Below are 26,437 nucleotides of genomic sequence, written 5' to 3'. Positions count from 1 at the left end.
CGTTAACGCATCAACGTTTGCAAGGTGAATGGATAGCGGTAGGAAGTCGGCTTACCTTTCGCGGACAGGCGGCGGAAATCGACGCCGTAATCTGTCGATGTCTTCATGGCCAGCAATCGCCGCGCCTGCGTCTTGTCAATCACCTGTAACAGCGAGATCTTTCGATCACGGCCACCGTACTGGCTCAGGTCGACCCCCTGATCAAGGTCATGCAACTCCACCAGCGCCCAGCCACCCAACGTGAAATGCCCCCCCAGCAACGCGCTCAGGCGCCCGTCGATCTTTGCCTGCAACGCCTCGGGCGAGGTGTTTACCGCGCTGAACAGCGCGTCCTTGCCCGGCACGCCCCCCGCCTCCGAAAACGCCTGCATGGCGCCAAACGCCATTTCATCATTGGCCGACCATACCAGCGACACCTTCGGATAGCGCTGAAACAGCAGCTTGGCCTGTTCATGCGCCCGTTCCCGGGTCCAACCGCTGTAAACCAGCTGGCGCAACCGCACCTCAGGGTGTTCGGCCAGGGCGCGCTGCATGCCTCGTTCGCGCAATTGTGCCGACGGTGTGATCTTCAGGCCAGAGAACGCCAGCAATTCGATCACCTGGCCAGGCGCCACGGGTGGATGCTGGCGAATCAGCTCTTTGAGCATCAGGTAGCCGCCCTCCTCGTCGTTAGGGACCAGGCTACCCAACAAATCAGGCCGCTGGCCCACCAGGTTCAACTGATCAGGCGTCAACGACGCATTGACCATGAACAGCTTCACGCCGCTGCCTTGGGCCATGCGCATGATTTGAGGGGCGACATATTGTTCGTTGACGAAGACCAGATAGTCCGGACGATCGGGGCCTTGCAGTGCCTGGCGCGCTTGCGCCAGCGTCCGCTCCGGCATGCGCTCGGCATAGAGGGTTTGCAGATCGATGCCCAAATCATCGGCGGCCGCCTGCATGAACTGCGTATAGGTGACCCAGAACGTTTCATCAGTGGCCCCCGGGTTCAGGAACAGCACCGACTCGGCTCGCGCAACCTGACCGTAGACTGCAAGGGTCAGCAGCAGGAAGGTGTAGAAATATTTGAGCATTGATCGTCCGGGCCCCGAAAATCCGCCGGGCATTATAGCCGGCGGACTCCCGTAAAACGGCGCTCACTACGGTTTTTGTCCAACAATCGTCGGAACAAGGCCCGGACGAGGTCGTTTACTGATGACTGACCCAGAAAATCGCAGTGCCCACGACCAGGATAATCAGGAACAAAATGGCCCAGGCATCCACTGTGCTATCGGGTTTCGAAGCTTTTGTAGGGTTGCTCATTGCATCGCCTCTTGTCGGTTTTATCGGTGATTGCACGAAGACTCGATCACAGTTAAGACGATGATTGCCCACACCACAAACGCGGGTTTATCAACAACGATCCTCGTTAGTCGTTTTGGTTCTTTACATATACTCAAACATCACTTTTGCGCATAACTGCAAACTGGTATCTTGCCCCGGCTCCGTTGGGAGTGCGCGGCCGTGCGCGCAGAATTGCCGAGGCAGTATCGGACTTCAGCAAGTCACTAAAAGCCGCTGGAACCGACCGGCCCAAGCCTGAGAACAGGACTTATATGTACGTATACGACGAGTACGATCAGCGGATCATCGAGGACCGCGTCAAGCAGTTCCGAGATCAGACCCGACGCTATCTGGCAGGCGAGCTGAGCGAAGAAGAATTCCGCCCCCTGCGCCTGCAAAATGGCCTTTACATCCAGCGTTTCGCGCCGATGTTGCGGGTCGCGGTGCCTTACGGCCAGCTGACTTCGCGCCAGACGCGGATGATGGCCAAGATTGCCCGTGACTTCGACAAGGGCTATGCCCATATCAGTACCCGGCAGAACGTGCAGTTCAACTGGCCAGCACTGGAAGATATTCCGGACATCCTGGCTGAACTGGCTACCGTGCAGATGCACGCTATCCAGACCAGCGGCAACTGCCTGCGCAACGTCACCACCGACCAGTTCGCCGGTGTCGCTGCCGACGAACTGATCGATCCGCGCCCCTGGTGCGAGATCGTCCGCCAGTGGACGACGTTCCACCCGGAATTCGCGTACCTGCCGCGCAAGTTCAAGATCGCCATCAACGGGTCGACCTCGGACCGCGCCGCCATCGAAGTCCATGACATCGGCCTTGAGCCGGTGCACAACGCCGCAGGCGAACTGGGTTTCCGCGTTCTGGTCGGTGGTGGCCTGGGCCGTACGCCAGTGGTGGGCGCGTTCATCAACGAATTCCTGCCGTGGCAAGACCTGTTGAGCTACCTCGACGCCATCCTGCGTGTGTACAACCGCTATGGCCGTCGCGACAACAAGTACAAAGCCCGGATCAAGATTCTGGTCAAGGCGCTCACGCCGGAAGTGTTCGCGCAAAAAGTCGACGCGGAAATGGAACACCTTCGCGGTGGCCAGACCACGCTGACCGACGCCGAAGTGCACCGTGTCGCCAAACACTTCGTCGACCCGGACTACAAGTCGCTGGACAACCTGTCCGCCGAACTGGCCGAACTCGACCAGCAGCACCCAGGCTTCGCTCGCTGGCGCACACGCAACACCCTGGCCCACAAGAAGCCGGGTTATGTCGCCGTGACCCTGTCCCTGAAGCCGACCGGTGTTGCCCCAGGCGATATCACCGACAAGCAGCTCGACGCCGTGGCCGACCTGGCCGATCGTTACAGCTTCGGTCAACTGCGTACGTCCCACGAGCAGAACATCATTCTGGCCGACGTTGAACAGAGCCAATTGTTCGCGATGTGGGGCGAATTGCGCGAGCAAGGTTTCGCCACACCAAACATCGGCTTGCTGACTGACATCATCTGCTGCCCGGGCGGTGATTTCTGCTCCCTGGCCAACGCCAAGTCGATCCCGATTGCCGAGTCGATCCAGCGTCGTTTCGACAATCTGGACTACCTGTTCGACATCGGCGAACTGGACCTGAACATCTCGGGCTGCATGAACGCCTGTGGTCACCACCATGTGGGCCACATCGGCATTCTCGGGGTGGACAAGAAAGGCGAAGAGTTCTACCAGGTCTCCCTGGGTGGCAGCGCCAGTCGCGATGCGAGCCTGGGCAAGATCCTCGGCCCGTCCTTCGCCCAGGACGCCATGCCCGATGTGATCGAGAAGCTGATCAACGTGTACGTGGAACAACGTACCGAAGACGAGCGCTTCATCGACACCTATCAACGTATTGGCATCGACCTCTTCAAGGAACGCGTCTATGCAGCGAATAATTAAGAACAACGAAGTCGTCGACGAAACCTGGCACTTGCTGCCCAAGGATTTCAATATCGACGAGATCAGCAACTGCGACGACCTGATCGTCCCGCTGACGCTGTGGCGCGAACACGCCCGGATGCTCAAGGCTCGCGACGGCGGCCTGGGCGTTTGGCTGGATGCCGATGAAGAAGCCGAAGAAATCGGTGAAGACGTGGACAACTTTCAGGTCATCGCCCTGAACTTCCCTGCCTTCACCGACGGTCGCAACTACTCCAATGCGCGCCTCCTGCGTGACCGTTACGGTTTCAAAGGTGAGTTGCGGGCGATTGGCGATGTCCTGCGCGACCAGTTGTTCTATCTGCGTCGCTGCGGTTTTGACGCCTTTGCATTGCGCGCCGATAAAGACCCTTACGAAGCACTGGAAAGCCTCCAGGACTTCTCGGTGACCTATCAGGCCGCCACTGACGAACCGCTGCCACTGTTCCGTCGCCGCTGATCGTCAAACCTTGAACCCCGCCCGGGGTTCAAGGCCCCCTCCTATTCCGCGTTTAACGGAAACGGGCGTCCCATGGACACCCAGTCCCGGTAAAGCCTCGCCCGATTTTCCAGCGCCATGAAAATCGCAAACGGATTATCGGCATCCGCTTCGCTCACCTCCACATCCTGAGCCAGCTGAGTCCACAACGCTTGCGACGCATCGGCTTCACCCAGCAAACGCCAGACTCGTGCCTGAAGCGTCAGGTAATCCACCCGAAAGTCCGCCGTCAAACTCAGGCCGCTGATGGTTCTCAAAAAGCGTGAGCCAAACCGCTTGTCTTCCAACCGTAACCAGATCGAAAGCCTGGCGTGGCGTTGTTCTTCGTCGGCGACCTGCAACCACTCCTCGACGTCCCCATAGTTGGGCCCCGGCTCGCCCAGCCAGAGGTTGATGCCGGTTTGTTGGCGATGCTCCACCAGGCGCAACAAGGTGTCTTCCTCGGTCAATGGATTGCCCTGCAACAACACACGCTCCGGTGTGATGGCCTGGTTCAGGATGGCCGGTGGCACCCTGGCGATCTGATTGTGTCGCAGGTCCAGCAGGTCCATATGCGGTCGGTCCATGATCCCTATCGGGCATGAGGTGATCTGGGTATTCCTCAGGTTCAACCAGCGCAAGTCTTCCATGCCCACTATCAAGGGCGGAACCCCCAGCGGGTTGTCACTCAAATCCAGTCGTTGCAACAGCTTCAGCTCGCTCAGCCGAGAGGCCATTGTTTCGGTGAATGCCAGATGAGTGGACCTGAGATTCAACGACGTTAGCTGTCGCAACTTAAACAGTGTGGGTGGAAAGGTGCTGACAAGATTTCCGCCTTCACCGAAAAGACGAAGGTCCACACTTTCAAGACTCAACGTGCGCAAGTTTGGAAAAGCCTCGAGAAAATCACTCAAAGTCTCGCGCTCGAACACGTGAAAACCCCGCATCGACAGCTCGGTCACATCGTCAAGTCGAATGTTCAGCGCCGGTAAACGATGGAAATCCTCGAACTCCAGATCGATCTTGAAGCCCGTCAAATGGCTGCCTGAATAATGCGCCTGTTCTTGCGGCGCGCGCTTTTGCCAGATGGCTATCAATTCATCCGCCAGTTCGGCCCTGGTTTCTCGTTCGTAGCGCACTGTGTCCTGGAGCAACGCCAGGTTATGCGCCTCAACCTCCATGGGGGTCATTCCCTGCGCCTCTGCATCTCCGACTTCCAGAAAGTCCAGGTCCATGTCTTCGACATCGTCGGCTGATTCATCGATCCAGCCGATCAAATCGCTGTTCAATTGCTGAAACTGCTGCTGCAATCCATCGATATGCGCCTGGGCGCGTGGACCCACTCGATGCAGCACTTCATCGACCTCTGCAGTGGAAAATTCAGGGTAAATGTCCTTGAGCTGCAGTCGCATCATTTCATGCGTCATAGCCCCGGCCTGAGGCGTATCGGGAAAACCACCGCCTCTGAGCCCCTGGGCCTCAAAGGGAAGTTGACTGTCCATCCTTGCCTTGCCGAGCATGAATTGCGACCGGGACAGGGCGTGATCACCTATCTTGAGCCTTAGCTCACTGGCCTGATCCAGCGATGTGAGGCGCATCGCTGCGCGCTCACTGTCAGACAACACCCCGAGAATGGCGCCGTAAAAATCCGTTTGCAGGGCGTTGTCCTGATAGTGGTTTCCTGTCTTGATCAGGCGCCGGACATCCGGAGCATCGAGTGGGCCTGTACGATCGAGCACTCGCCCGACAGCGGACTGGTCCAGGACGTCGACCCGAAGATTATCCGGCCAGCCGGGAAGATTTTTGAGCGAGTGCAAGGCCAGCGTATCCGACTCAGGGTTGAGCATCGAACGAAGGTACAGGCCCTCATACGCTCGATTGAGCCGAACGTGCTGCTGATACTGACGAGCTTTGCTGTCCAGTCGCTTGAATACGTGCAGTGCTTCGTCAGCCTTGGGTGGTTCCAGAACATCCACACCATAGCGATCAAGCATTTGTTCGATCGCGCTTTTGGGCAGGTCCGGGTACTCACGTTGAAACAACCGGACCCATTCATGCTCCGACTGTTGAAGTGCTTGATAACGGCTGTTGAACAGCTCCGGGCGTCCTGCCAGCCCCAGGTCCTGATCGATCCGAAAACGGCTGATCGTATCCGCCAGTAACGGCGTTGGCGGGCGTCCGGTTTGCATCAGGCGCAGCATGTCATCATCAACGGCGCTGACCTTGCCGATCTGTGCCAGCATTTCATCACTGAAGGTGGCGACCGACGGGCCGACGCCCCGCAGCAGTACCAGGCGAGTCGGTATCGTGGGAGTCAGACCCGCGGGGATATGCGGCGCACTCGGGGCGACAGAAGGTTCGCCGGCGCGGTGATCGGTTTTCGCCAACACTTCAATATCAATCCCATCACCCTTGGCCAAGGCCGCGCCCCCGGCGATCGGCAGTGCATTGAGCAAGCCGAACACGGTGCGCGTCACACCTTCGGAACGCTCGCTTGCCGTTTCGCCGTTGATGGCCTGATCCAGACCATAGCCAGCATCGATCAGCCCCGCCAACGCAAGCAGGCCTTCGCCCCCCGGAACGAACAAGGCCAGGGGACCAAACCGGTTGATCCATTGCACGATCGGCTCGACCACAGCGCTCAAATTATCGCGATTGACCTGGGCATCGTCACGAATGGTCTTGATGCTGGCCAACGCTGCCTGCTTCATGGACAACACCAGCTGCGCAAACGGATCGGTGTCTGCGTCGGCGTCATCAAAGCCGATGTAATCGGCAGGGTCCCAGTAGCCATCATTGTTGAAGAAGCCGGCTTCTTTGCTGAGCCGGTGTTCTTTCGGGTACATCGCCATACCCTCCAGCGCCGTCAGAACGCCGGCGTGGAAGCTACCGTCGATGCGATCTTCATCGGTAAAGTGCGCCGCCAGTGCCTGTTTCGTTTCGCCAGCGCGGCCCTGCGCCACCACCCATTGGCGCAGATGCGCGGCGTCGGTGAAGTCATGCAATGGCGATGAATTGCCGGGGATGTACATCAAGAGCCGGGCGCTGGACTGGCTGCGCAAGACCCAGATATCGCGCGCGGTATATCGATAGAGCTTCAAGCGACGCGCCGTGACTGCACCGCGGGCCAAAGTGGGTGCCTGCAGCTGATCGACCGTTAATGTTTCCCAAAGTTGATCAGGCGATAACCCGGCGGCCTGCAGGGCCATTTCCAGCCCCTTTTTGGTCAACCGTCGTTCACCGCGCTGCAGCCAGGCACTCATCACAAAAGCGGCCTTGATCGAGGTCCTCAAAGCGTAAGGCGCAGGCGCCAGCAGCACCTCGTCTGATGGCCACGCTTGATCAACGTATGCGCTGTACAGGTCCTGCAACTCCAGTTCCCAGACCCACTTCTTGAAATCAGCCGGCCTCAGGGCCAATTGCGTTTCGGGTCCGTAGGTCTGCGGAACGGTTTGCCGATAGATGCCCTCATAGGTTTGGTGGTTACCGCTACCGTGGTAGGCGAACTCCTCGACCTTTTCCACGATCCGAACCTGCGGGCCAACCTCCGGAGGAGTGTAGAGGCCGAACGCTGTCTCCCCGAAGCGTCCGTCACCGACAGTCTGGTAATTGAGCAGCAGTACCTGAAGAAGCGATTGTGAGTTTGCGACCTGCCCCTGATGAATTGCGCCCTGAGCAGGATGCCCGTTGTAATCGTAATCGAGTGTTACCAGCAAGGTGGTCTGTGGGTCGATGCCCTGCCCCCATTTTTCCTTGATCTGCTGCTCACCGAACTGGTCAGGGGTTTGCGGCAACGCAAGGTCAACGATGCCTTTCAGATCGTTGCGCATTTGCCAGGTTGGGGAAGGATGGGGTCCGGCGACATCATCATGCGGGAGCTTGCTCATAGTGCATTCCATTGCAATTCATTGAGCGTTCACACTACTTCAGCACGTACTGTGCAAAAGCAGGAAAGAGCGGAAAACTCGCTCGGAAAAATCCTCAGTGAATACAGAAACCGGCTACCAGACACGAAAAAACCGGGTGTGCCCCGGTTTCGTTGTTCCAGACAATGGATAGACAGGCAACCACTCAAAGGGCCTTGTACCCGTACACGGTATCAAGGCCCTTGCAGCGTGTGATTTACCAGAAACGTTGTTGAGTCAACCGGCTCCACCAGGTCAGCAAGACACGGTCAACTGAACCGCTGGCCGCCATGCCAATGCGCTCTTGCAGCGTTTTACGTTCGGCGTAGTGCAGGTGATACAGCTCGGATTTTTTGGCCCGCTCGGCGAGGTATTCATCGCTGGTCTTGAGTTCGTCCACCAGTTGCATGTCCAGCGCTGCGATACCCAGCCAGATTTCGCCCGTGGCCACTTCGTCGATGGCCAACTGAGGACGGTAGCGGGACACGAAGTTCTTGAACAACTGATGGGTAACGTCCAGGTCTTCCTGGAACTTCTCGCGACCCTTATCGGTGTTCTCGCCGAACACGGTCAAGGTGCGCTTGTATTCACCGGCGGTCAGCACTTCGAAGTCGATGTCGTGCTTTCTCAACAGGCGATTGACGTTGGGCAGCTGCGCAACCACACCGATGGAACCCAGGATCGCAAAGGGTGCGCTGATAATCTTCTCGCCGATGCACGCCATCATGTAGCCGCCGCTGGCTGCGACCTTGTCGATGCACACCGTCAGCGGCACGCCCGCGTCACGGATCCGCGCCAGCTGCGAGGAGGCCAGACCGTAGCTGTGCACCATGCCGCCGCCGCTTTCCAGGCGGAGCACGACTTCGTCCTTGGGCGTGGCCAATGTCAGCAACGCGGTAATCTCGTGCCGCAGGCTTTCAGTGGCTGATGCCTTGATGTCGCCGTCGAAATCGAGCACAAACACCCGGGGTTTGACTTCAGGCTTCTTCTTTTGCTTCTTCTCGGTCTTGGCCTGGGATTTGCGCAGGGCCTTGAGCTGGTCCTTGTCGAGCAACGTCTGCTCCAGGCGGTCACGCAGGCCCTTGTAGAAATCATTGAGCTTGCTGACCTGCAATTGGCCGGCCGATTTGCGTCGGCCTTTGCTGCGCAACGCCGCGAAGCTGGCCATGACCACCAGAATGGCGACCACCAGTGTCACGGTCTTGGCCAGAAAACTGGCGTACTCGGCAAAAAACTCCACAGGGACTCCTTCAATACTAGGCGCGGCTTAAACAGGCGCGGGATATGTCCAGCATACCCATGCGCCGGCTTGTCGACCAGCCGCGAAACCTCTGGCAACAGGCCTGCAACGGGCATTTCAAACAAGCGTATGTTTTTTCATTGACAGCTCATCGCCATCCTCATAACCTCGCCAAACCTTCAACGTAGCGGGATGACGTGGACGTGGGCAGCATCTATCTGATTCGACATGGCCAGGCCTCCTTTGGTGCAGACGACTATGACGTCCTGTCGCCGACCGGTATTCGCCAGGCAGAAATCCTCGGCCAACACCTGGCGGAGCTCGGTATCAGCTTCGATCGCTGCCTCTCGGGCGACTTGCGTCGCCAGCAACACACGGCCAGCAGTGCGCTTGAGCAGTTCGCTGCCGTGGGCTTGCCCGTCCCGATCCTGGAAACCGATGCCGCATTCAACGAATTCGACGCCGATGCGGTGATCCGCGCCCTGCTGCCGGCCATGTTGGAGGATGAACCTGAAGCCCTGCATGTCCTGCGCAACGCCGCGCAAAACCGCGCCGAGTTCCAGCGCATCTTCGCTTTGATCATCGAGCGCTGGCTGGCCGGCACCTACGACACGCCAGGACTCGAAAGCTGGCTGGGGTTCGTCGAGCGCGTGCAAGCGGGTTTGCAGCGCATCCTTGAACAGGCTGACAACACCCAGAAAATCGCCGTGTTTACCTCCGGCGGCACCATCACCGCCCTGCTCCACCTCATTACGCAAATGCCTGCCCGCCAGGCCTTTGAATTGAACTGGCAAATCGTCAACACCTCGCTCAACCACCTGAAGTTTCGTGGTCGCGAGGTGGCCCTGGCTTCCTTCAACAACCATGCACACCTGCAACTGTTGAAGGCCCCGGACCTCATCACGTTTCGTTGAGTCCGGACTATTGTGACCCTGGCTGTAATCACCCAGCTCTAATTACCCAAGAAAGGATCGAACCATGACCTCCGTAGCTGACGCCGTACAAGCAATGAAAGCCAAGTTCAACCCAGCCGCTGCAGCCGGCCTGGACCTGGTATTCGGTTTCCGCATTGACGACACCAAGAACTTCTCGCTGATCGTCAAAGACAGCACCTGCGAACTGAAAGAAGGCGAAAACCCTGACGCCCAGGTGACATTGGTGATGGACGGCGAGACGCTGCAAGGTATCGTCGACGGTTCGACCGACGGCATGCAAGCCTTCATGGGCGGCAAACTGCGCGCCGAAGGCGACATGATGCTGGCCATGAAACTGTCCGAGCTGTTCCCGGCCTAAGCACGCCGCTCCCGACCTTCGGGGGCACGTCTGGCTGCAAACGAATCCCGCCCTTCGAGGCGGGATTCGTCGTTTTTCGTCCCGTTAAAACGCTGTCTGTGGATTTGCCGTCTATATTCCTTCTGGCCGCTCGCGTCAGACATCGGCCGCTTGCCCCCGATCGTTTTACGCGGAGCACTGCCATGAGCCCACCTGATGATCACGATGGCTACAACCGCCGACGTGTACTGCAAGGCCTGTCGGCGGGTGCCGTCGGTGCCTGGATCAGCCCGCTATTCGCAGGGAGTAAAACCATGCCTGATGCCCCGGCCGACCTCATTCTGTACAACGGACGCTTGCACACAGTCGATCGCAAGAAACCCCAGGCCAGCGCCGTCGCGATCAAGGACGGACGTTTCGTGGTGGTCGGCAGCGACGCCCAGGCCATGGCCCTGCAAGGTCCCGGCACACAAATCGTCGACCTCCACGGTCGCACGGTGATTCCCGGTCTCAACGACTCGCACCTGCACTTGATACGAGGAGGGCTCAATTACAACCTTGAACTGCGCTGGGAAGGCGTACCCTCCCTTGCCGACGCCCTGCGCCTGCTCAAGGACCAGGCGGACCGCACACCAACGCCGCAATGGGTGCGGGTGGTCGGTGGCTGGAACGAGTTCCAGTTCGCCGAAAAACGCCTGCCGACCATTGAAGAACTGAACAAAGCCGCACCGGACACCCCCGTATTCGTCCTGCACCTCTACGACCGCGCCCTGCTCAACCGCGCGGCATTGAAAGTGGTGGGCTACACCCGAGACACCCCGAATCCGCCTGGCGGCGAGATCCAGCGCGACGCCAACGGTGAGCCGACGGGCATGCTGATCGCCCGCCCCAACGCGATGATTCTGTACTCGACCCTCGCCAAAGGCCCGAAATTGCCCCTGGAGTATCAGGTCAATTCCACCCGCCAGTTCATGCGCGAACTCAATCGCCTGGGGGTCACCAGCGCCATCGATGCCGGCGGCGGTTATCAGAACTACCCGGACGATTATCAGGTCATCCAGCAACTGGCCAGGGACAAGCAACTGACCGTCCGCATTGCCTACAACCTGTTCACCCAAAAACCCAAGGAAGAGCTGACCGACTTCAAAAACTGGACCAGCACTTCCCGTTACGGTCAGGGCGATGACTTTTTACGACACAACGGCGCCGGGGAGATGCTGGTGTTCTCGGCGGCGGATTTCGAGGATTTCCTCGAACCTCGTCCCGACCTGCCGCACACCATGGAACAGGAACTGGAACCGGTGGTGCGGCATCTGGTGGAACAACGCTGGCCGTTCCGCCTGCACGCCACTTACAACGAATCCATCAGCCGCATGCTCGACGTCTTCGAGAAGGTCAATCGCGATATACCATTCGATGGTTTGCCGTGGTTCTTCGACCATGCCGAAACCATCACCCCGCAGAACATCGAACGTGTCAAAGCCCTCGGCGGCGGCATTGCGATCCAGGATCGCATGGCATTTCAGGGCGAGTATTTCGTTGACCGGTACGGCGCCAAAGCGGCCGAGCACACGCCTCCCATTGCGCGCATGCTTGCCGAAGGTATTCCGGTCGGCGCCGGCACCGATGCCACGCGGGTGTCCAGTTACAACCCGTGGACCTCCCTCTACTGGCTGGTCAGCGGCCGTACCGTCGGCGGCCTGGAGCTGTATCCCCAGGGCTTGAGCCGCGACACGGCGCTGGAGTTGTTCACCCATGGCAGCGCCTGGTTTTCGTCCGAACAAGGCAAGAAAGGCCAGATCAAAACCGGGCAACTGGCGGACCTGATCGCGCTGTCTGCCGACTATTTCCACATCGAGGATGAAGCCGTCAAATGGATCGAGTCGGTGCTGACGATCGTGGATGGCAAGATTGTCTACGGCACGGCGGAGTTCGAAAAACTCGGGCCACCGCCAGTGCCGGTCGTGCCGGAATGGTCGCCGGTGGTCAACGTGCCGGGACACTGGAAACCCCTGGCGCCGATGACGGCGCAAGTTCATCACTGCGTCGGGGCATGTGCGGTGCACGCCCACAGCCATGAACGGGCGCGATTATCCTCAGCGCCGGTCAGCGATTTCCAAGGATTCTGGGGAGCGTTCGGCTGTTCGTGCTTCGCGTTTTGAACGGCTACTGCCAGATAACTGAAGCCCCCTGTGGGAGCAAAGCTTGCTCGCGAAAACGATGGCACAGGCAATATCAATGTTGAATGATAAATCGTCATCGCGAGCAAGCTTTGCTCCCACAGGTGAACTCTGTGGCAGCGAAGTGGATGCTTTACCGCTGCAACAACAACGCCACCAACGCCGGCCACCCCGTTTGATGACTCGCCCCCAACCCGCGCCCGGTCGCCCCATGACAATACGCATGGAACAACACAAGGCAGGCGCTGGCAGGCGACTGCTGCGCCGCCGGACGGGGTGGTGCGGCATTCCGATAAATCTCCTCGCCACAGGGTTCGCCATCGGCTACACGAGTGTGGATTAACATTTACACTCTGCCCACCTCCCACACCGGCCACCCCATGGACATCGAACTCGCCCGCACCTTTCTGGAAATCGTCCGTCACGGCAGCCTCGCGGCAGCGGCGGAAAAACTCCACGTCACCCAGACCGCCATCACCGCGCGGGTGCAAAAACTCGAAACCCGGCTGGGCAGCACCTTGTTTGTACGCAATCGCGCCGGTGCCCGCCTCACAGCCAATGGCGAAGCGTTCGTGGTGTACGCCAACCAACTGGTGGAAACCTGGGAAGCCGCCCGCCGGGATTTGCCGTTGCCCGAGGGCTACCACAACGTGTTGCATATCGGTGGTGAGGTCAGCCTGTGCAACCCGCTGATGCTCAGTTGGGCCGGCGAACTGCGGGAGAAGATTCCCAGCCACGCGCTGAGACTGGAAATTCGCGACGGTGAGAACCTGTTGCGCCAACTGGAACTGGGCGTCCTGGACGCGGCGCTGGTCTTCCAGCCTGAGTATTGGCCACGGCTGCAAGTCGAGCAGGTGCTGGAAGAAAAACTCATCCTTGTGCGTCTGGTCGCCAGGCCCGACCCCTATGTCTACATCGATTGGGGCCCGGATTTTCGCCGCCAGCACGATGCGGCGCTACCGGACAAGGCCAAGGCAGCATTGAGCTTCAACCTCGGCCCGTTGGCGTTGCAGTTCATTCTGGAACACGGCGGCAGCGGCTATTTCCGTACCCGGGTCGTCCAGAGCTATCTGGAAAGCGGCGTGATGGAGAAGGTGCCAAAGGCCCCGGAATTCAACTATCCGACCTATCTGGTGTACTCCCGTGATCGTGATTCGGCGACGTTGCAGCAAGCGTTCGAACTCCTGCGCGAAGTCATCAAGAACGACGATGACTGGTCGCAACGCTGGGACCCGCTGACCTGATGACGGTTTGCACCGGAGCATGGCGTTTGTGGCCTGAAGGTTGGTAAAGCCGAATGGCTGAAATCGGCTAATCTGCTGGGTGATAACCGTTAGATCAGGTGATTGCAGTGAGGCAGACCACCGATACATTCCGCAGCCGCTACCGAGCCGACATTCACCCGCGCTACAACCCCTGGTTGCACGGCACCTTCGTGTTGTTGTTCGGCGGCTTGGCCGTCGGCGGGTTCTGGAGCACCGTGCATCAGGTTCAGCCGCTGGAATGGCTGGCCGTGCCAATCGCCCTGCTGTTCTTCAACTTCGGTGTGTACATGGTCCATCGCCACCTGGGGCACCACAAAAAAAGTTTCGCGCGGATGTTTTACGCACGCCACGCCGGCGACCATCACAGCTTTTTCACCCCAGGCCACATGACCTACGACAGTGCCCGGGACTGGCGGGTGATTCTGTTTCCGGCGTGGCTGATCGTGGTCCACACCGTCGTCATCACCCTGCCCTTGTGTTGGCTTGTTTCACAGCTCAACGCCAACGTGGCCGGGTTGTTGGGTGGCTGCCTGGTGCTCGGTTACCTCCTGTATGAAGTGTTCCATGCCTGCGAACATTTGCCTCCAGGCAACCCGGTCACACGCCTGCCGTGGATTCGCCAGATGCGCCGCCTGCACGAATTGCATCATCGCCGCGAAGTCATGCAGGAACGCAATTTCAATATCGTTTTTCCGTTGATGGATTACCTGTTTGGCACCCTCTATTGGGAGCCGGAAGACACCACCACAGACTCGACGAGAATCGCCATGACGCGCATGCAGCACCAGATCGACATCGCCGGAAACCCGATTGCCGTACTCGCGTACGCCAGCACGGTGACCCGCTGGCCGGAGTGGCACCCTTCCTCCCTCAATGTCGATGGCCAAAGCGGCCCGCTGCATGCCGGCTCGCGATTTGAGGAAGACATTCGCGCCGGCGGGCGTGAGGGGCATTTGAGCTGGGTGGTCGATGAGTATCTGCCGGGACGTCGCTGGCGCGCTCGGGCACAAGGTGATCACGGGCTGTCGCTGGTGCTGACCTACGAGTGCGAAGCATCGGGCAGTGACACGCGTTTTGTGCGCACGCTGGAATATCAGTTCAGCGGATGGGTCATGCGCATGGCCAACCGGCTGGTGCTCAAGCAGCGCATTGATCGCGAGTCTGCGGAGTCCATGCGCGCGTTGCGTGAAATGGCACAAAAACAGCTGGTACCGACAGGAGTCATCGTGTGAGTCGAGTGGTCAGGTTTCGTCATGTGGTGTTGCTGGTCATCGTCGCCATCGCCGCTTTTTTGCTATTGATGCCCACCAGGGTCAAACCCGTGGCCTGGACACCGCCACCCGCACCGTCACTCACCAGCGGCATCTATGCCGACAACCAACGCCTCAAGGGTCTCGAACGGGTAGGTGCGGCCAACATCGAAGGGCCGGAAGCTTTGCTGCTGGAGGAAGATTTCCTGATCACCGGCCTGCATGACGGCCGAGTGATCCGCACCAGCCTTGATGGCAAGACCACCAAGGTACTGGCCGATACCGGCGGACGCCCGTTGGGCCTGGCCCGACATCCGAATGGCCTGTTGGTGATCGCCGACGGGGTCAAGGGCCTGCTGTCCCTGGACGCTCAGGGGCAATTGATTCCTTTGACCACCACCGCCAACGGCGTGCCCTTCGGTTTCACCGACGACGTGGCCATCGACAAGTCCGGGCACTACGCCTACTTCAGCGACGCATCCGGCCGGTTTGGCTACGGCAAGGACGGCGAGGCCATCCTTGAACACGGAGGCGATGGCCGCTTGCTGCGTTATGACTTCCAGACCGGCAAGACGGCCGTGCTGCTGGACGCGCTGGAGTTTGCCAACGGTGTGACGCTGGGGCCGGACGATGCCTTTGTGCTGGTCAACGAAACCGGTGCTTATCGCATCACTCGTTACTGGCTGACAGGGCCGAAAGCCGGCACTCACGACCTGTTCATCGATAACCTGCCCGGTCTGCCGGACAACCTGTCATTTAACGGTCAGATGCGCTTTTGGGTCGCTCTTTATTCCCCGCGCAATGCCCTGCTGGACGCCACCGCACCTCACCCGTTCGTGCGCAAGATGATCGTGCGGGCGATGATGGTTTTACCTAAACCCGTCGAGAAGCGGGCCTTCGTTCTGGGACTGGATCTGGACGGTAAGGTGATTGCAAATCTGCAGGACGCGAGCAGCAATAACTACTCACCGATTACCACCGTGCGTGAATACGGGGACTGGTTGTACTTCGGGTCGCTGAAGGCAGATCACATGGCGCGATTGCCGCTGGGCAAGGCGCTGGAGAAGTAATGCGATGGCCGGACGGGAGTGATCCTCCTCCAGCGATTTACATCGCCTGACACGGCCTCATCGCGAGCAGGCTCACTCCTACCTTTGATCAGTGGTGAACACGAGTCCGCGTCGAACCCAAATCCTGTAGGAGTGAGCCTGCTCGCGATGACGGTGGGACATTCAACATCGATGTCGCCTGGTATCACCTCATCGCGGGCAAGCCCGCTCCCACAGGGGGCTGTATGGCGCCCATCAGCGAGGGTCTATCTGACCATCGCGCACCGCATTATCGGTTTCTTCACGCACACGCTCAGGATCGATGGCGGTGGCGTCGTCTTCGTCAATCGGCCGTACGCCTTCGTTATCCGGTAGTTCGTCGACGCCCGGTTCGTCTTCCGGGTTAACGGTCGTGCGTCCCGGACTCAACGGTTCGGGATGGGTCGGAATCGGGTCATACCCGCCCTGCTCTTCACTGGGGAATTTTGGTTCGTTCATAAGGCACCTCGAATGGAGCCGCGAATGGGACTCTGTTCATTCGAGGTGCTGGTATTTGTCCCCGTTCCAATTTTTCAGTCACCGGTCGTCGGTGGCCTGGTAAGGCAGGTCAGGACGGTGTCTGAAGTTGTTGAACGATCTTGTCCTTGACCTGCAAGCGGCGCTCCTTGAGCTTCTTCAGCGCATCATCACTGGGCGCATCCGACTTCGCAGTCTCGGCTTTGACAACTTCGGCGTCCGCCTGAACATACTTGTTGATCAGTGAATCCAGTAACGGATCCTTGGTGCGTTTTTGCTGGATATCTTCCTTTGAAAACTTGAGATCCTGATAAAGGTCGTGTGGCACCGGCATGGAACACCTCCGTTTGTTAATCGGTGGCAAGTGCGATCGATTGCGCTCACCAACCATCAGAATGGCCTCGGTTGGACGGTTCTGTCGAGGCCGGTGATGTCCGTTCGTCGCCCTGCCGGCAATGCGATAAAACCTTTATCCATCCAACAGCCTCCACTTAATAACGATCACTGGATCGCCTATAAAACCTGTGTGGAGAATGACCAATGGACGGATTCACCCTGCGTAACCTCGCCCTGGCCGTAGCCTTGAGCACCAGCATGGGCACGGCGTTCGCCGCTACTTCGAATGATTTCGTCGACAACGCTGCCAAAGGTGGCATCGCGGAAGTCGAGACCAGCAAACTGGCGCTGGAGAAGAGCTCATCCGCTGACATCAAGGCATTCGCCAACATGATGATCACTGATCACACCAAGGCGAACACCCAACTGGAGGCACTGGCGAAAAAGAACGACATCGAGGTGCCGGACACCACAACGTTCGTCAAGCAGGCCAAGGAAAAGATCCTCGAAATGCGCGATGAATCCTTCGATGCGGCCTATGCCAACAATCAGGTCAAGGCCCACGAAGAAACCATCGAGCTATTCAAGAAAGAAGCCGGCACCGTCACTGACGACAAAGTAAAAGGCGCGACCGAACTGAAAGCGTTTGCGCAGGAAATGTTGCCAGCGCTGGAAAAACACCTGGATATGGCGAAAAAACTGCAAGCCGCCCACCCAAGTAAATAATCGCTGCACCCATGAAAAAGGCCGCATCCCGGGATGCGGCCTTTTTTATTGTGCTCGAGAGCGCTCAACCTAGCCGCCGTCGGTATCAATGTCCGCGTCAGTGTCCTCACCGGGTTTGGCCCGATCAGGTTCCGGCTCGAAGCCCGGACTGAACTCGTTGTCGTTTTCGGTATGCTGGTTTTTCTGATCGACTGCGGTGTCAGCACTTTCCGGCTTGGCGGTTTGCTGCTGTTGCCCGGCGTCGCTTGTACCCGGCGTCTGCGGATCAATGGCCGGATCATTTCGATCAACCGCCTGGTCCTGCCCTTGCGTCATTGAATCGTCTTTCATGATCACCTCGTTAAACAGTACAAATGCACAGCTGAAGCAGCCGGGCCTTGTAGATTCGAAGCCTTCTCTGACCGCAAGGTTCCATTGGATAATCACCTGCAGAAGTTGATCTCCTCCTCGGGTTGATCTCCTCCTACACTCGACTGTGTTTGAGATAAAAATTCCTGTGCAAGCGAACAACTATTTTGCACGGCAAATGTCACTGACTTGCGCCGATCAACATTTACGGAATCGGCCAACACTTTCAAGGAGTTCAGGCACATGGCGGCACTGCAGACCAGCACACTCGATGCGATGAAAAACAACCAGGCGCAACTGTTGAATGATTGGACTCATCGCCTCGAAGCCAACGGTGCGACGCGCAACCTTAAAGAGCAGGACCTCAAGCAACAGACCACGGAACTCCTGCACCTGATCGTCTCGGGACTTGAAAGCGGCAACGGCCAGAATGTGGCGGCGCCGGGCTGGGACGAGATCCGTCTGTTTCTCGAAAAGCTCTCCCACAGCCGCGCCCTGTTGGGCCAGGACTCGCACCAGACCGCCAGCTTCATCTTCTCGCTCAAAGGCCCGATGTTTTCGATGCTGCAGAATCACTACCAGGACAACCCTGCGCTGCTCGCCGAACAACTCTGGGAGATCTCCGAACTGCTCGACGCCCTGGGCATGCACACCATCCGCACCTTCCAGAAATCCCGCGAAGCGGTGATCAAGCGTCAGCAGGAAGAACTGCTGGAACTCTCGACCCCGGTGGTCAAGTTGTGGGATGGCGTACTTGCGTTGCCGATGATTGGCACCCTCGACTCGCAGCGTACTCAGGTGGTGATGGAATCGCTGTTGCAGCGCATCGTCGACACCGGCTCTGAAATCGCCATTATCGACATCACTGGCGTGCCAACCGTCGACACCCTGGTGGCACAGCATCTGCTCAAAACCGTTACTGCCATTCGCCTGATGGGTGCCGACTGCATCATCAGCGGCGTGCGACCGCAAATCGCCCAAACCATCGTGCACCTGGGGCTGGACCTGCAAGGCGTGGTCACCAAAGCCAACCTGGCCGACGCACTGAAACTGGCCCTTACCCGACTGGGCCTGTCCGTCAACAAGGCGGGCTGAGCCTATGGATCGCATCCCTATTTTGCAGATGGGCGACTTTCTGCTGGTGACCATTCAGGTCGACATGCATGACCAGTTGGCCTTGACGCTTCAGGACGACCTGTCCGAGCGCATCAGCCGAACCTCCGCCCGAGGCGTGTTGATTGATATTTCAGCGCTGGACATGGTCGACTCGTTCATCGGACGGATGATCGGCACCATTTCCGGCTTGTCGAAAATCATGGATGCACAGACCGTGCTGGTCGGCATGCAGCCCGCCGTCGCCATCACCCTCGTTGAATTGGGGCTGACGTTGCCAGGCGTTAGCACCGCACTGAACGTCGAGCGCGGGATGAAACTGCTGCAGGATCGAGTACGCGAGCAATGAACGTGCGCAGCAGCGGCAGCCAACCTATCAACATCGAGCAGGACGTCGTCCTGGCGCGCCAGACGGCGCGCAAGCTGGCCACCGAGTGCGGCATGCGCCTGATCGACCTGACCAAACTGGTGACCGCCGTCAGCGAGCTGGCGCGCAACACCATGGTCTATGGCGGTGGCGGCGACATGGACTGGCAGATCCTCGAGGACAACGCCCGCACCGGTCTGCGCCTGATTTTCCGCGATGAAGGCCCGGGCATTCCCGACCTGAAGCTGGCCATGACCGACGGCTGGACCTCCGGCGGCGGCCTTGGGCTCGGTCTGACGGGGGCGAAGCGCCTGGTAGAAGAGTTCGAACTCGAAACCGAGCCTGGCAAGGGCACTCGAATAACGATTACGCGATGGGCATGACGATCAGCGGTTCGATGACGCAGGTATTACCCATCGAAGACAGCAGCCAGATCGGCCACGCACGCCGTACCGTCCAGCAACTCGCGGAGAGAAATGGCTTCGACGCGACCGATTGCGGGCGCGTGGCGCTGGTGGCCACCGAGCTGGCGAGCAACATTCTCAAACATGCGACCCGCGGCGAATTGCACTTGCGAATACTGCCCAGGGCCTCAGGCGCCGGCATTGAAATGATCGCCGTGGATCGCGCCGGTGGCTTCGACGTGGACGCCTGCCTTGCCGACGGGTTTTCCACCCGGGGCACTCAGGGCATCGGGCTCGGGGCGGTGTCGCGCCAGACTGAAGTGTTCGACGTCTACGCGGATGCCCGGGGCGCCGTGCTGTTGGCACGCCTGTATCCACGCGGCGACAAGGCGCCGGATCAGCGGTTTGGTGTCAGCCAGCACTCGCTGCACAACGACCCGGCCTGCGGCGATGTCTGGCACCTGGCGTTTGACGGGCCCTGCATCAGCGCGCTGGTGATCGACGGTTTGGGCCATGGCGAAGACGCCGAACGAGCGGGCCGCGCCGGTGAGATAGCTTTCGCGCAGGCACCGTTTTCGACGCCGGTGCATCTTGTGGAAGACATCCATCGCGACATGCTCGGCACCCGGGGCGGCGCGCTGGCCATCGCGCAGTTCGACAGCCACCGGGATGCGCTGAGATTCGTCGGTATCGGTAACATTGGCGCCAGCCTGATAGAACCTGGAAAATCACGCGGCCTGGCCTCCCACCCCGGCATCGTCGGTGGCCAATATCGAAAGGCGCAACCCTTTGACTATGCTCAAGTGAACGGACAACTATTGATCATGTACAGCGACGGCCTGCAGTCCCGATGGAACCTGCAAGATTACCCCGGCCTGGTGCATCGCCATCCCGCCGTGATTGCGGCCATTCTGCACCGGGATTTTTGCCGGGGACGCGATGACGTCACGGTGGTGGTAATTGCTCTGGAGGCCGCCCATGGCTGATACACCCATGAGTCAGTTGGACGAGCAAACGGCACTGGTTGCACGCTTGCAAAGCGAAGCCAACGCCCTGCGCGAAGAGCTGGATGAAACCAACCAGGGCGTGTTGGCGCTGTACGCCGAGCTCGACAACCAGGCCGAAGAGCTGCGCCAGGCCTCGGACCTGAAAAGCCGTTTCCTGTCGTACATGAGCCATGAATTCCGCACGCCGCTGGGCTCGATCCTGAGCATCACCGGCCTGTTGACCGACGAGCTCGATGGCCCTTTGAGTGCCGAGCAACACAAGCAGGTGGCGTTCGTCAGCACTGCTGCGCGGGAACTCAGCGACATGGTCGACGACCTGCTGGACCTGGCGAAGATCGAAGCCGGGCGTATCAGCATTTCCCCGGCCTGGTTCGACATGTTCGACCTGTTTGCGGCCCTGCGCGGCATGTTCCGGCCGATTGTCGACGCCAGCGCCGTGGACCTGATCTTCGAAGAGCCGGTGGGCTTGCCCAGGTTGTATACCGACGACAAGAAACTCGCGCAGATCCTGCGCAACTTCATATCCAACTCGTTGAAGTTCACCACACGCGGCGAAGTAAGGGTTTCCGCGCGGCTCGAGGGCGACGCTCACGTACGCTTTGCGGTCAGCGATACCGGAATAGGTATCGCGCCGGAGCTACATGGCGCATTGTTCGAGGACTTCTCTCAGGTTGACTCCCCCTTGCAGAAACGTCTTCGCGGTACCGGACTCGGGCTATCCTTGTGCAAACGCTTTGCTGCGTTGTTGGGTGGCGAAGTGGGGCTCGAAAGCAAACCCGGCGCAGGTTCGACCTTTTTCGTGATCATCCCGCTGGCCATTGCCATGGAGCCTGCCGATGAAACGTGACATCCGCTTGCTGATCGTCGATGACAACGTGGCTACGCGCTATGCCTTGCGCCGGCGCCTGGAAAGCCACGGCTACGAGGTGCTGGAAGCAGGTACGGGTGGCGAGGGGCTGGACCTGATCGACAACGTCGAGCTTGATGCGTTGATCCTCGACGTCAACCTGCCGGACATGAGCGGTTTCGACATCGTGCGCAAACTGCGCTCCGAAAGCGCGACTGCGCTGTTGCCGGTGATTCACGTGTCTGCGGCGTCGATCCAGACGGGCGACATCATCACCGGTCTCGACGCCGGCGCCGATGCCTACCTGATTCACCCGGTCGACCCGGATGTACTGCTGGCGACCCTGCGCACCTTGCTGCGGGTGCGCGAAACCGAAAATGCCCTGCGTGAAAGCGAGGCGCGCTTTCGCGAGATCTTCGTCAATGTGTCCGCCCCCATCGCGGTGCTGGATGCACAACTCAACGTCCACGAATGCAACCATGCGTTTGCTCAGCTGATTCAGGACAACCTCGATCCAGACACCTTGCGCGAATGCTTCGCGCCGGACCAGGGCGCCGTCATCGACGAACTGCGCCTGCGTCTGGCCTACGGCGAACGCTGGAGAGGCACCCTGAACATGCGCGTCCAGGGTGAGGTCCGTGAGGCCGAATGGCAGATTTCACCTTACCGCACCCCCGAATTGAGCCTGGTGTTCGTCGAAGACGTCACCGAGCACCGCCACCGCGAACGCTCGCATCTGGCTCGTCTCGATGACGCCACGACCCAGTTGGCCAAGGAAGTCGCCGAACGCGTGCGCACCGAGGCCCAATTGCTGCAAGTGCAGAAAATGGATGCCTTGGGCAAGCTGACGGGCGGCATCGCCCACGACTTCAACAACTTACTGACCGGCATCATCACCAGCCTCGAACTGATCCAGAAACGCGTCGCCGACTCCCGCACCGACAAGGTTCAGTTCTATGCCGAAGCGGCGTTGAACTCGGCCATGAGCGCAGCCTCCCTGACCCATCGCCTGCTGGCCTTCGCCCGTCAGCAGCCGCTGGATACCCGGCCCGTGGACATCAACGAGCACGTTCGCTCCCTTGAGGAATTGCTGGCGCGCACCATGGGTGAACGCATTGCCCTGAAGCTGGAGCTGACCTCCAAACCCGCCATCGCGCTGGTCGATCCGATCCAGCTTGAAAGTGCCGTGCTCAATCTGGTGATCAACGCCCGCGACGCGCTGCCACAGGGTGGCAATGTCTGGGTCAGCACCTACGCCGCCTACTCCCACGGCGACCCTAATCTGGCGGATGGCGCCTACGTCGCCCTGTCCGTACGCGATGACGGGACCGGCATCGACCACAGCGTCATCGACAAGGTTTTCGATCCATTCTTCACCACCAAGCCGTTAGGCCAGGGCACAGGGCTGGGGCTGTCGACCATCTACGGCTTCGCCCGTCAATCCGGCGGCGATGCGCACATCCGCAGCGTGGCCCGACGGGGCACCGAAGTCACCATCATGCTGCCGGCCAGCTCCGACCCGACCATCAGCAAGGTGGCTCCAACCCTCGTCGACGCTCAGGGTGAGGGTGAACATGTGTTGATCGTCGAGGACATGCCGTCGGTGCGCATGTTCGTGGCAGAAGTGTTGGTGGATGCCGGTTACCGATGCACCCAGGTGGGAGACATCGAAGGCGCGCTGGAACGCTTGCAGAACGACCCGTCCATCGACCTGCTGCTGACCGATGTCGGCCTGCCCCGCATGACCGGCCGGGAGCTGGCGGACGTGGCGCGGGACTGGCGCGAGAAGTTGCCGATCCTGTTCATGACCGGCTACGCGGAAAACGCGATCAATCGTCAGGTATTTCTTGGCGATGGCATGGAGATGCTGGTCAAGCCGTTCCAGATCAGTGAACTGCTGGACAAGGTACGACGCACGCTTGATGGTGCCTGACAGGCCTCATCGCGAGCAGTCTCGCTCCCGCATTAGACTGCGTCGCTTCGGACAAACCGGTCATCTGTGGGAGCTGGCTTGCCAGCGATGCGGTCGTGTCAGGCGACATCTCAGCAACATGTCAGGCCGCCATCGCTGGCAAGCCAGCTCCCACAGTGATTCGGGTCGTTCGCGAATTTGGGTACAGCCACTGAACCTGTGTCCAGGCTTGCCCCGGCGGCGTTCCGACAATAGGACCCGTTAGCTAACCCGCTTTCACATGCCAAGCACCCTAGCCAAAAACGGCGCGGTCTTGCTTTTCTTGCTACCGGCGACCTTCTTCGGCACCCCCGCCACGACAATTTTCCCGCCCTGATCCCCCGCTCCCGGCCCGATATCAATCACCCAGTCACTCTGCGCAACCACGCGCATTTCGTGCTCGACAACAATCACCGTGTGCCCCGCCGTCACCAGGGTATTCAATTGTTCCATCAACCGGTCAACGTCCCTTGGATGCAGCCCGGTGGTGGGTTCGTCGAGCACGTACAACGTCGCCCCGCGCTGATTGCGCTGCAGTTCGGTGGCCAGTTTGATACGTTGCGCTTCACCGCCTGACAGCTCTGTCGCCGGCTGGCCGAGACGCAGGTAACCCAGGCCGATATCGCGCAGCACCTCCAGCGAACGACGAATCCCCGCTTGCTCGGCGAACACCTCGACCGCTTCGTCCACCGTCAACTGCAACACCTGGGCGATGTTCAAGCCCTGCCAGGTGATGGCCAGTGTCTCGGGGTTGTAGCGCGCGCCGTGGCAGGTCGGGCATGGCGCATAAACGCTGGGCATGAACAGCAACTCGACACTGACAAAACCTTCGCCTTCACACGTCGGGCACCGGCCCTTGGCAACGTTGAAAGAAAATTGCCCGGCGTCGTAGTGCTTCTTCCGCGCCTCGTCCGTCGCGGCGTAAAGCTTGCGCACGTTGTCGAACAGACCGGTATACGTCGCCAGGTTCGAGCGCGGCGTGCGGCCGATGGGTTTCTGGTCGACCTGCACCAGACGCTTGATCGACCCCAGCCCCGCTGTAACCTGGCCGCCGCTGACTTGCGGCGCGTCGTCTTCAAGGCTCGGCTCTGGCGCATCGTTGTCACTCACCACACGGCCGAGGTGCGCGCCCACCAGTTCCAGCAATGCCTGGCTGACCAGGCTGGACTTTCCGGAGCCGGACACCCCGGTGACCGAGGTAAAACAGCCCAGCGGAAACTCGACGCTGACGTTGTTCAGGTTGTTGCGAGTGATGCCCTCCAGGCGCAACCAGTCGGACGGCTTGCGGCTGTCTCGTGGCTGGACGACCTGCGCTGCGAACAAGTAATCACGGGTCTGCGATTCCACTACGTTCGCCAGGCCCGCAGGCGGCCCGCTGTACAAGATGCGGCCGCCAAGCTCGCCCGCCGCGGGACCGACATCGATCAGCCAGTCAGCGCGGCGCATCGTTTCCAGGTCATGCTCGACCACGAACAAGGTATTGCCGGAGGCTTTCAGGCGTTGCAGTGCGTCGAACAGCGCCTCGCCATCCGCCGGGTGCAGGCCGGCCGATGGTTCGTCCAGCACGTAAATCACCCCGAACAATTGCGAACCCAATTGAGTCGCCAGGCGCAATCGCTGCAACTCGCCGGAGGACAGGGTCGGCGTGCTGCGTTCCAGCGCCAGATACCCCAGCCCCAGGTCCGTGAGCGTACTGACCCGTTCCAGCAGATCCTGGGCAATGCGCTGCGCCGCCAGGCGTTTTTCCACGGACAGATTGGGCGTGTGGCGCACATCCGGCGCATTGGCGTGACCACTGGCGCCATGGGCCACACGCTGCTCACGGGCTTCGCGGGTCTGCACGTGCGTCAACACGTCGCCCGCCTCGTCCGCCTGTTCGAGGTAGCTGTGCGCCGCCACCGGTTTCAACACCTCGGCGACTTGCAGCAACGGCATCTGCGACAACTCGCCAATGTCGTATCCGGCAAAGGTCACCGACAACGCCTCACGCTTCAGCCGCTTGCCCTCGCACAACGGACACGGGCTGCCGAGCATGAATTGCGAGACGCGCTTCTTCATCAGCGCGCTTTGAGAGTGAGTGAAGGTATGCAGGATGTAGCGCCGGGCACCGGTGAACGTGCCCTGGTAACTGGGTTCCATTTTGCGCTTGAGCGCGACTTTGGTTTCGTCAGGCGTGAGGCCAGCGTACACCGGCACCGTCGGCGTCTCTTCGGTGAAGAGAATCCAGTCGCGCTGCTTTTTCGGCAGATCGCGCCATGGCTTGTCGACGTCGTACCCCAGGGTCACGAGGATGTCCCGCAGGTTCTGTCCCTGCCACGCCATGGGCCATGACGCGACGGCACGCTGGCGGATGGTCAGGCTCGGGTCCGGGACCATCAGCGCTTCGGTGACTTCATAGACCCGGCCAAGACCGTGGCATTGCGGGCAAGCGCCTTGTGGCGTGTTGGGGGAGAAATCTTCGGCGTACAACATCGGCTGGCCCGGCGGGTAACTGCCGGCGCGGGAATAGAGCATGCGGATCAGGCTCGACAGGGTCGTCACACTGCCCACTGAAGAGCGTGTGCTCGGTGTGCCGCGCTGTTGCTGCAAGGCCACGGCCGGCGGCAAGCCCTCTATGGAGTCGACATCCGGCACGCCGACCTGATCGATCAGACGTCGCGCATAAGGCGCCACGGATTCGAAATAGCGGCGCTGCGATTCGGCATAGAGCGTCGAAAACGCCAGGGAGGATTTCCCCGAGCCCGACACACCGGTGAACATCACCAGGGCGTCACGGGGAATGTCGACATCGACATTCTTGAGATTGTGCTCCCGGGCACCCCGCACCCTGACCATGCCGGAGGTTGGATTGGAAGTCATAGGCCGCCTTGATCAATTTGGAATGCGATCCCCTGTAGGAGCTGCCGAA

The 26,437-nt window shown here is 59.8% G+C and carries 23 protein-coding genes; 15 read left to right on the top strand and 8 right to left on the bottom strand.

Annotated elements, in window-relative coordinates:
* Positions 1–2: 2 nt before the first annotated feature.
* The gene (locus tag GBC55_RS21375; protein ID WP_162439325.1) at positions 3–1,076 is read right to left on the bottom strand and encodes an ABC transporter substrate-binding protein; all 1,074 of its coding nucleotides are present in this window, start codon (positions 1,074–1,076) and stop codon (positions 3–5) included.
* Between the two features lie 522 nt (positions 1,077–1,598).
* Here GBC55_RS21375 and GBC55_RS21370 point away from each other — a divergent pair.
* Both GBC55_RS21370 and GBC55_RS21365 read left to right on the top strand, forming a co-directional pair.
* Positions 1,599–3,257, top strand: coding sequence for a nitrite/sulfite reductase (locus tag GBC55_RS21370; RefSeq protein WP_162439324.1), 1,659 nt, complete (start codon positions 1,599–1,601; stop codon positions 3,255–3,257).
* The gene (locus GBC55_RS21365; RefSeq protein ID WP_162439323.1) at positions 3,241–3,735 is read left to right on the top strand and encodes a DUF934 domain-containing protein; all 495 of its coding nucleotides are present in this window, start codon (positions 3,241–3,243) and stop codon (positions 3,733–3,735) included. Before GBC55_RS21370 ends, GBC55_RS21365 begins: the two co-directional genes overlap by 17 nt.
* Before the next feature lie 41 nt (positions 3,736–3,776).
* Here the strand turns inward: GBC55_RS21365 and GBC55_RS21360 are convergent, their stop codons facing one another.
* Both GBC55_RS21360 and sohB read right to left on the bottom strand, forming a co-directional pair.
* Positions 3,777–7,640: a DUF6543 domain-containing protein gene (locus GBC55_RS21360; protein WP_162439322.1), complete on the bottom strand. Its 3,864-nt coding sequence runs from the start codon at positions 7,638–7,640 to the stop codon at positions 3,777–3,779.
* Positions 7,641–7,875: 235 nt separating this feature from the next.
* Positions 7,876–8,898 carry a protease SohB gene (gene sohB / locus GBC55_RS21355; RefSeq protein WP_162439321.1) on the bottom strand — a complete coding sequence of 341 codons (1,023 nt, stop codon included), beginning with the start codon at positions 8,896–8,898 and terminating at the stop codon, positions 7,876–7,878.
* A 203-nt stretch (positions 8,899–9,101) separates the two neighbouring features.
* Between sohB and GBC55_RS21350 the strand changes: the two genes are divergently transcribed.
* The 3 genes from GBC55_RS21350 (at position 9,102) to GBC55_RS21340 (ending at position 12,332) form a co-directional block, all read left to right on the top strand.
* A complete protein-coding gene (locus GBC55_RS21350; protein ID WP_162439320.1) occupies positions 9,102–9,812 on the top strand; it encodes a histidine phosphatase family protein in 711 nt (236 codons plus the stop codon).
* Positions 9,813–9,876: 64 nt separating this feature from the next.
* The gene (locus GBC55_RS21345; protein ID WP_162439319.1) at positions 9,877–10,191 is read left to right on the top strand and encodes an SCP2 sterol-binding domain-containing protein; all 315 of its coding nucleotides are present in this window, start codon (positions 9,877–9,879) and stop codon (positions 10,189–10,191) included.
* A 293-nt stretch (positions 10,192–10,484) separates the two neighbouring features.
* The gene (locus tag GBC55_RS21340) at positions 10,485–12,332 is read left to right on the top strand and encodes an amidohydrolase (protein ID WP_162439338.1); all 1,848 of its coding nucleotides are present in this window, start codon (positions 10,485–10,487) and stop codon (positions 12,330–12,332) included.
* A gap of 151 nt (positions 12,333–12,483) precedes the next feature.
* Here the strand turns inward: GBC55_RS21340 and GBC55_RS21335 are convergent, their stop codons facing one another.
* Entirely contained in the window at positions 12,484–12,696 is a 213-nt protein-coding gene (locus GBC55_RS21335; RefSeq protein WP_162439297.1) for a hypothetical protein, read from the bottom strand.
* Positions 12,697–12,730: 34 nt separating this feature from the next.
* Here GBC55_RS21335 and GBC55_RS21330 point away from each other — a divergent pair, with 34 nt between their 5' ends.
* The 3 genes from GBC55_RS21330 to GBC55_RS21320 all read left to right on the top strand — a co-directional run bounded on the left by GBC55_RS21330 (position 12,731) and on the right by GBC55_RS21320 (position 15,935).
* Positions 12,731–13,594, top strand: a complete 864-nt coding sequence (locus GBC55_RS21330; RefSeq protein WP_162439318.1) for a LysR family transcriptional regulator — start codon at positions 12,731–12,733, stop codon at positions 13,592–13,594.
* A 107-nt stretch (positions 13,595–13,701) separates the two neighbouring features.
* A complete protein-coding gene (locus GBC55_RS21325) occupies positions 13,702–14,847 on the top strand; it encodes an SRPBCC family protein (RefSeq protein ID WP_162439317.1) in 1,146 nt (381 codons plus the stop codon).
* Positions 14,844–15,935 (top strand): SMP-30/gluconolactonase/LRE family protein, encoded by a 1,092-nt coding sequence (locus tag GBC55_RS21320; protein ID WP_162439316.1) that lies wholly within the window; start codon positions 14,844–14,846, stop codon positions 15,933–15,935. The genes GBC55_RS21325 and GBC55_RS21320 overlap by 4 nt, the downstream gene beginning before the upstream one ends.
* A 234-nt stretch (positions 15,936–16,169) precedes the next feature.
* Here the strand turns inward: GBC55_RS21320 and GBC55_RS21315 are convergent, their stop codons facing one another.
* Both GBC55_RS21315 and GBC55_RS21310 read right to left on the bottom strand, forming a co-directional pair.
* On the bottom strand, positions 16,170–16,412 hold the full coding sequence (locus tag GBC55_RS21315) for a hypothetical protein (RefSeq protein WP_162439315.1): 243 nt from the start codon (positions 16,410–16,412) through the stop codon (positions 16,170–16,172).
* A gap of 109 nt (positions 16,413–16,521) precedes the next feature.
* Complete coding sequence (locus tag GBC55_RS21310; RefSeq protein ID WP_162439314.1) at positions 16,522–16,764, bottom strand: YdcH family protein; 243 nt, start codon at positions 16,762–16,764, stop codon at positions 16,522–16,524.
* Positions 16,765–16,970: 206 nt separating this feature from the next.
* On the opposite strand from GBC55_RS21310, the gene GBC55_RS21305 reads away from it, so the two are divergent.
* Positions 16,971–17,492, top strand: a complete 522-nt coding sequence (locus tag GBC55_RS21305; RefSeq protein WP_162439313.1) for a DUF4142 domain-containing protein — start codon at positions 16,971–16,973, stop codon at positions 17,490–17,492.
* A 69-nt stretch (positions 17,493–17,561) separates the two neighbouring features.
* Here GBC55_RS21305 and GBC55_RS21300 read toward each other — a convergent pair whose 3' ends face one another.
* On the bottom strand, positions 17,562–17,822 hold the full coding sequence (locus GBC55_RS21300; RefSeq protein ID WP_162439312.1) for a hypothetical protein: 261 nt from the start codon (positions 17,820–17,822) through the stop codon (positions 17,562–17,564).
* A 261-nt stretch (positions 17,823–18,083) separates the two neighbouring features.
* Between GBC55_RS21300 and GBC55_RS21295 the strand changes: the two genes are divergently transcribed.
* From GBC55_RS21295 to GBC55_RS21270, 6 genes are read left to right on the top strand one after another with little or no spacing between them, the layout of a single operon-like run.
* Positions 18,084–18,935 carry an STAS domain-containing protein gene (locus GBC55_RS21295; RefSeq protein WP_162439311.1) on the top strand — a complete coding sequence of 284 codons (852 nt, stop codon included), beginning with the start codon at positions 18,084–18,086 and terminating at the stop codon, positions 18,933–18,935.
* Between the two features lie 4 nt (positions 18,936–18,939).
* Entirely contained in the window at positions 18,940–19,302 is a 363-nt protein-coding gene (locus GBC55_RS21290; protein ID WP_162439310.1) for an STAS domain-containing protein, read from the top strand.
* Positions 19,299–19,703, top strand: a complete 405-nt coding sequence (locus tag GBC55_RS21285) for an anti-sigma regulatory factor (protein WP_162439309.1) — start codon at positions 19,299–19,301, stop codon at positions 19,701–19,703. The genes GBC55_RS21290 and GBC55_RS21285 overlap by 4 nt, the downstream gene beginning before the upstream one ends.
* Positions 19,700–20,710 carry an ATP-binding protein gene (locus tag GBC55_RS21280; RefSeq protein WP_162439337.1) on the top strand — a complete coding sequence of 337 codons (1,011 nt, stop codon included), beginning with the start codon at positions 19,700–19,702 and terminating at the stop codon, positions 20,708–20,710. Before GBC55_RS21285 ends, GBC55_RS21280 begins: the two co-directional genes overlap by 4 nt.
* On the top strand, positions 20,703–21,578 hold the full coding sequence (locus GBC55_RS21275; RefSeq protein WP_162439308.1) for an ATP-binding protein: 876 nt from the start codon (positions 20,703–20,705) through the stop codon (positions 21,576–21,578). Before GBC55_RS21280 ends, GBC55_RS21275 begins: the two co-directional genes overlap by 8 nt.
* Complete coding sequence (locus GBC55_RS21270; RefSeq protein ID WP_162439307.1) at positions 21,568–23,511, top strand: response regulator; 1,944 nt, start codon at positions 21,568–21,570, stop codon at positions 23,509–23,511. The genes GBC55_RS21275 and GBC55_RS21270 overlap by 11 nt, the downstream gene beginning before the upstream one ends.
* Positions 23,512–23,766: 255 nt before the next feature.
* On the opposite strand, the gene GBC55_RS21265 is transcribed toward GBC55_RS21270, so the two are convergent.
* Positions 23,767–26,388 (bottom strand): excinuclease ABC subunit UvrA, encoded by a 2,622-nt coding sequence (locus GBC55_RS21265; protein WP_162439306.1) that lies wholly within the window; start codon positions 26,386–26,388, stop codon positions 23,767–23,769.
* Positions 26,389–26,437: the final 49 nt, after the last annotated feature.

It is taken from the genome of Pseudomonas sp. TNT3, from assembly GCF_010095445.2.
Taxonomy (GTDB): domain Bacteria; phylum Pseudomonadota; class Gammaproteobacteria; order Pseudomonadales; family Pseudomonadaceae; genus Aquipseudomonas.
This window is presented reverse-complemented; position numbering and strand designations above follow the sequence as displayed.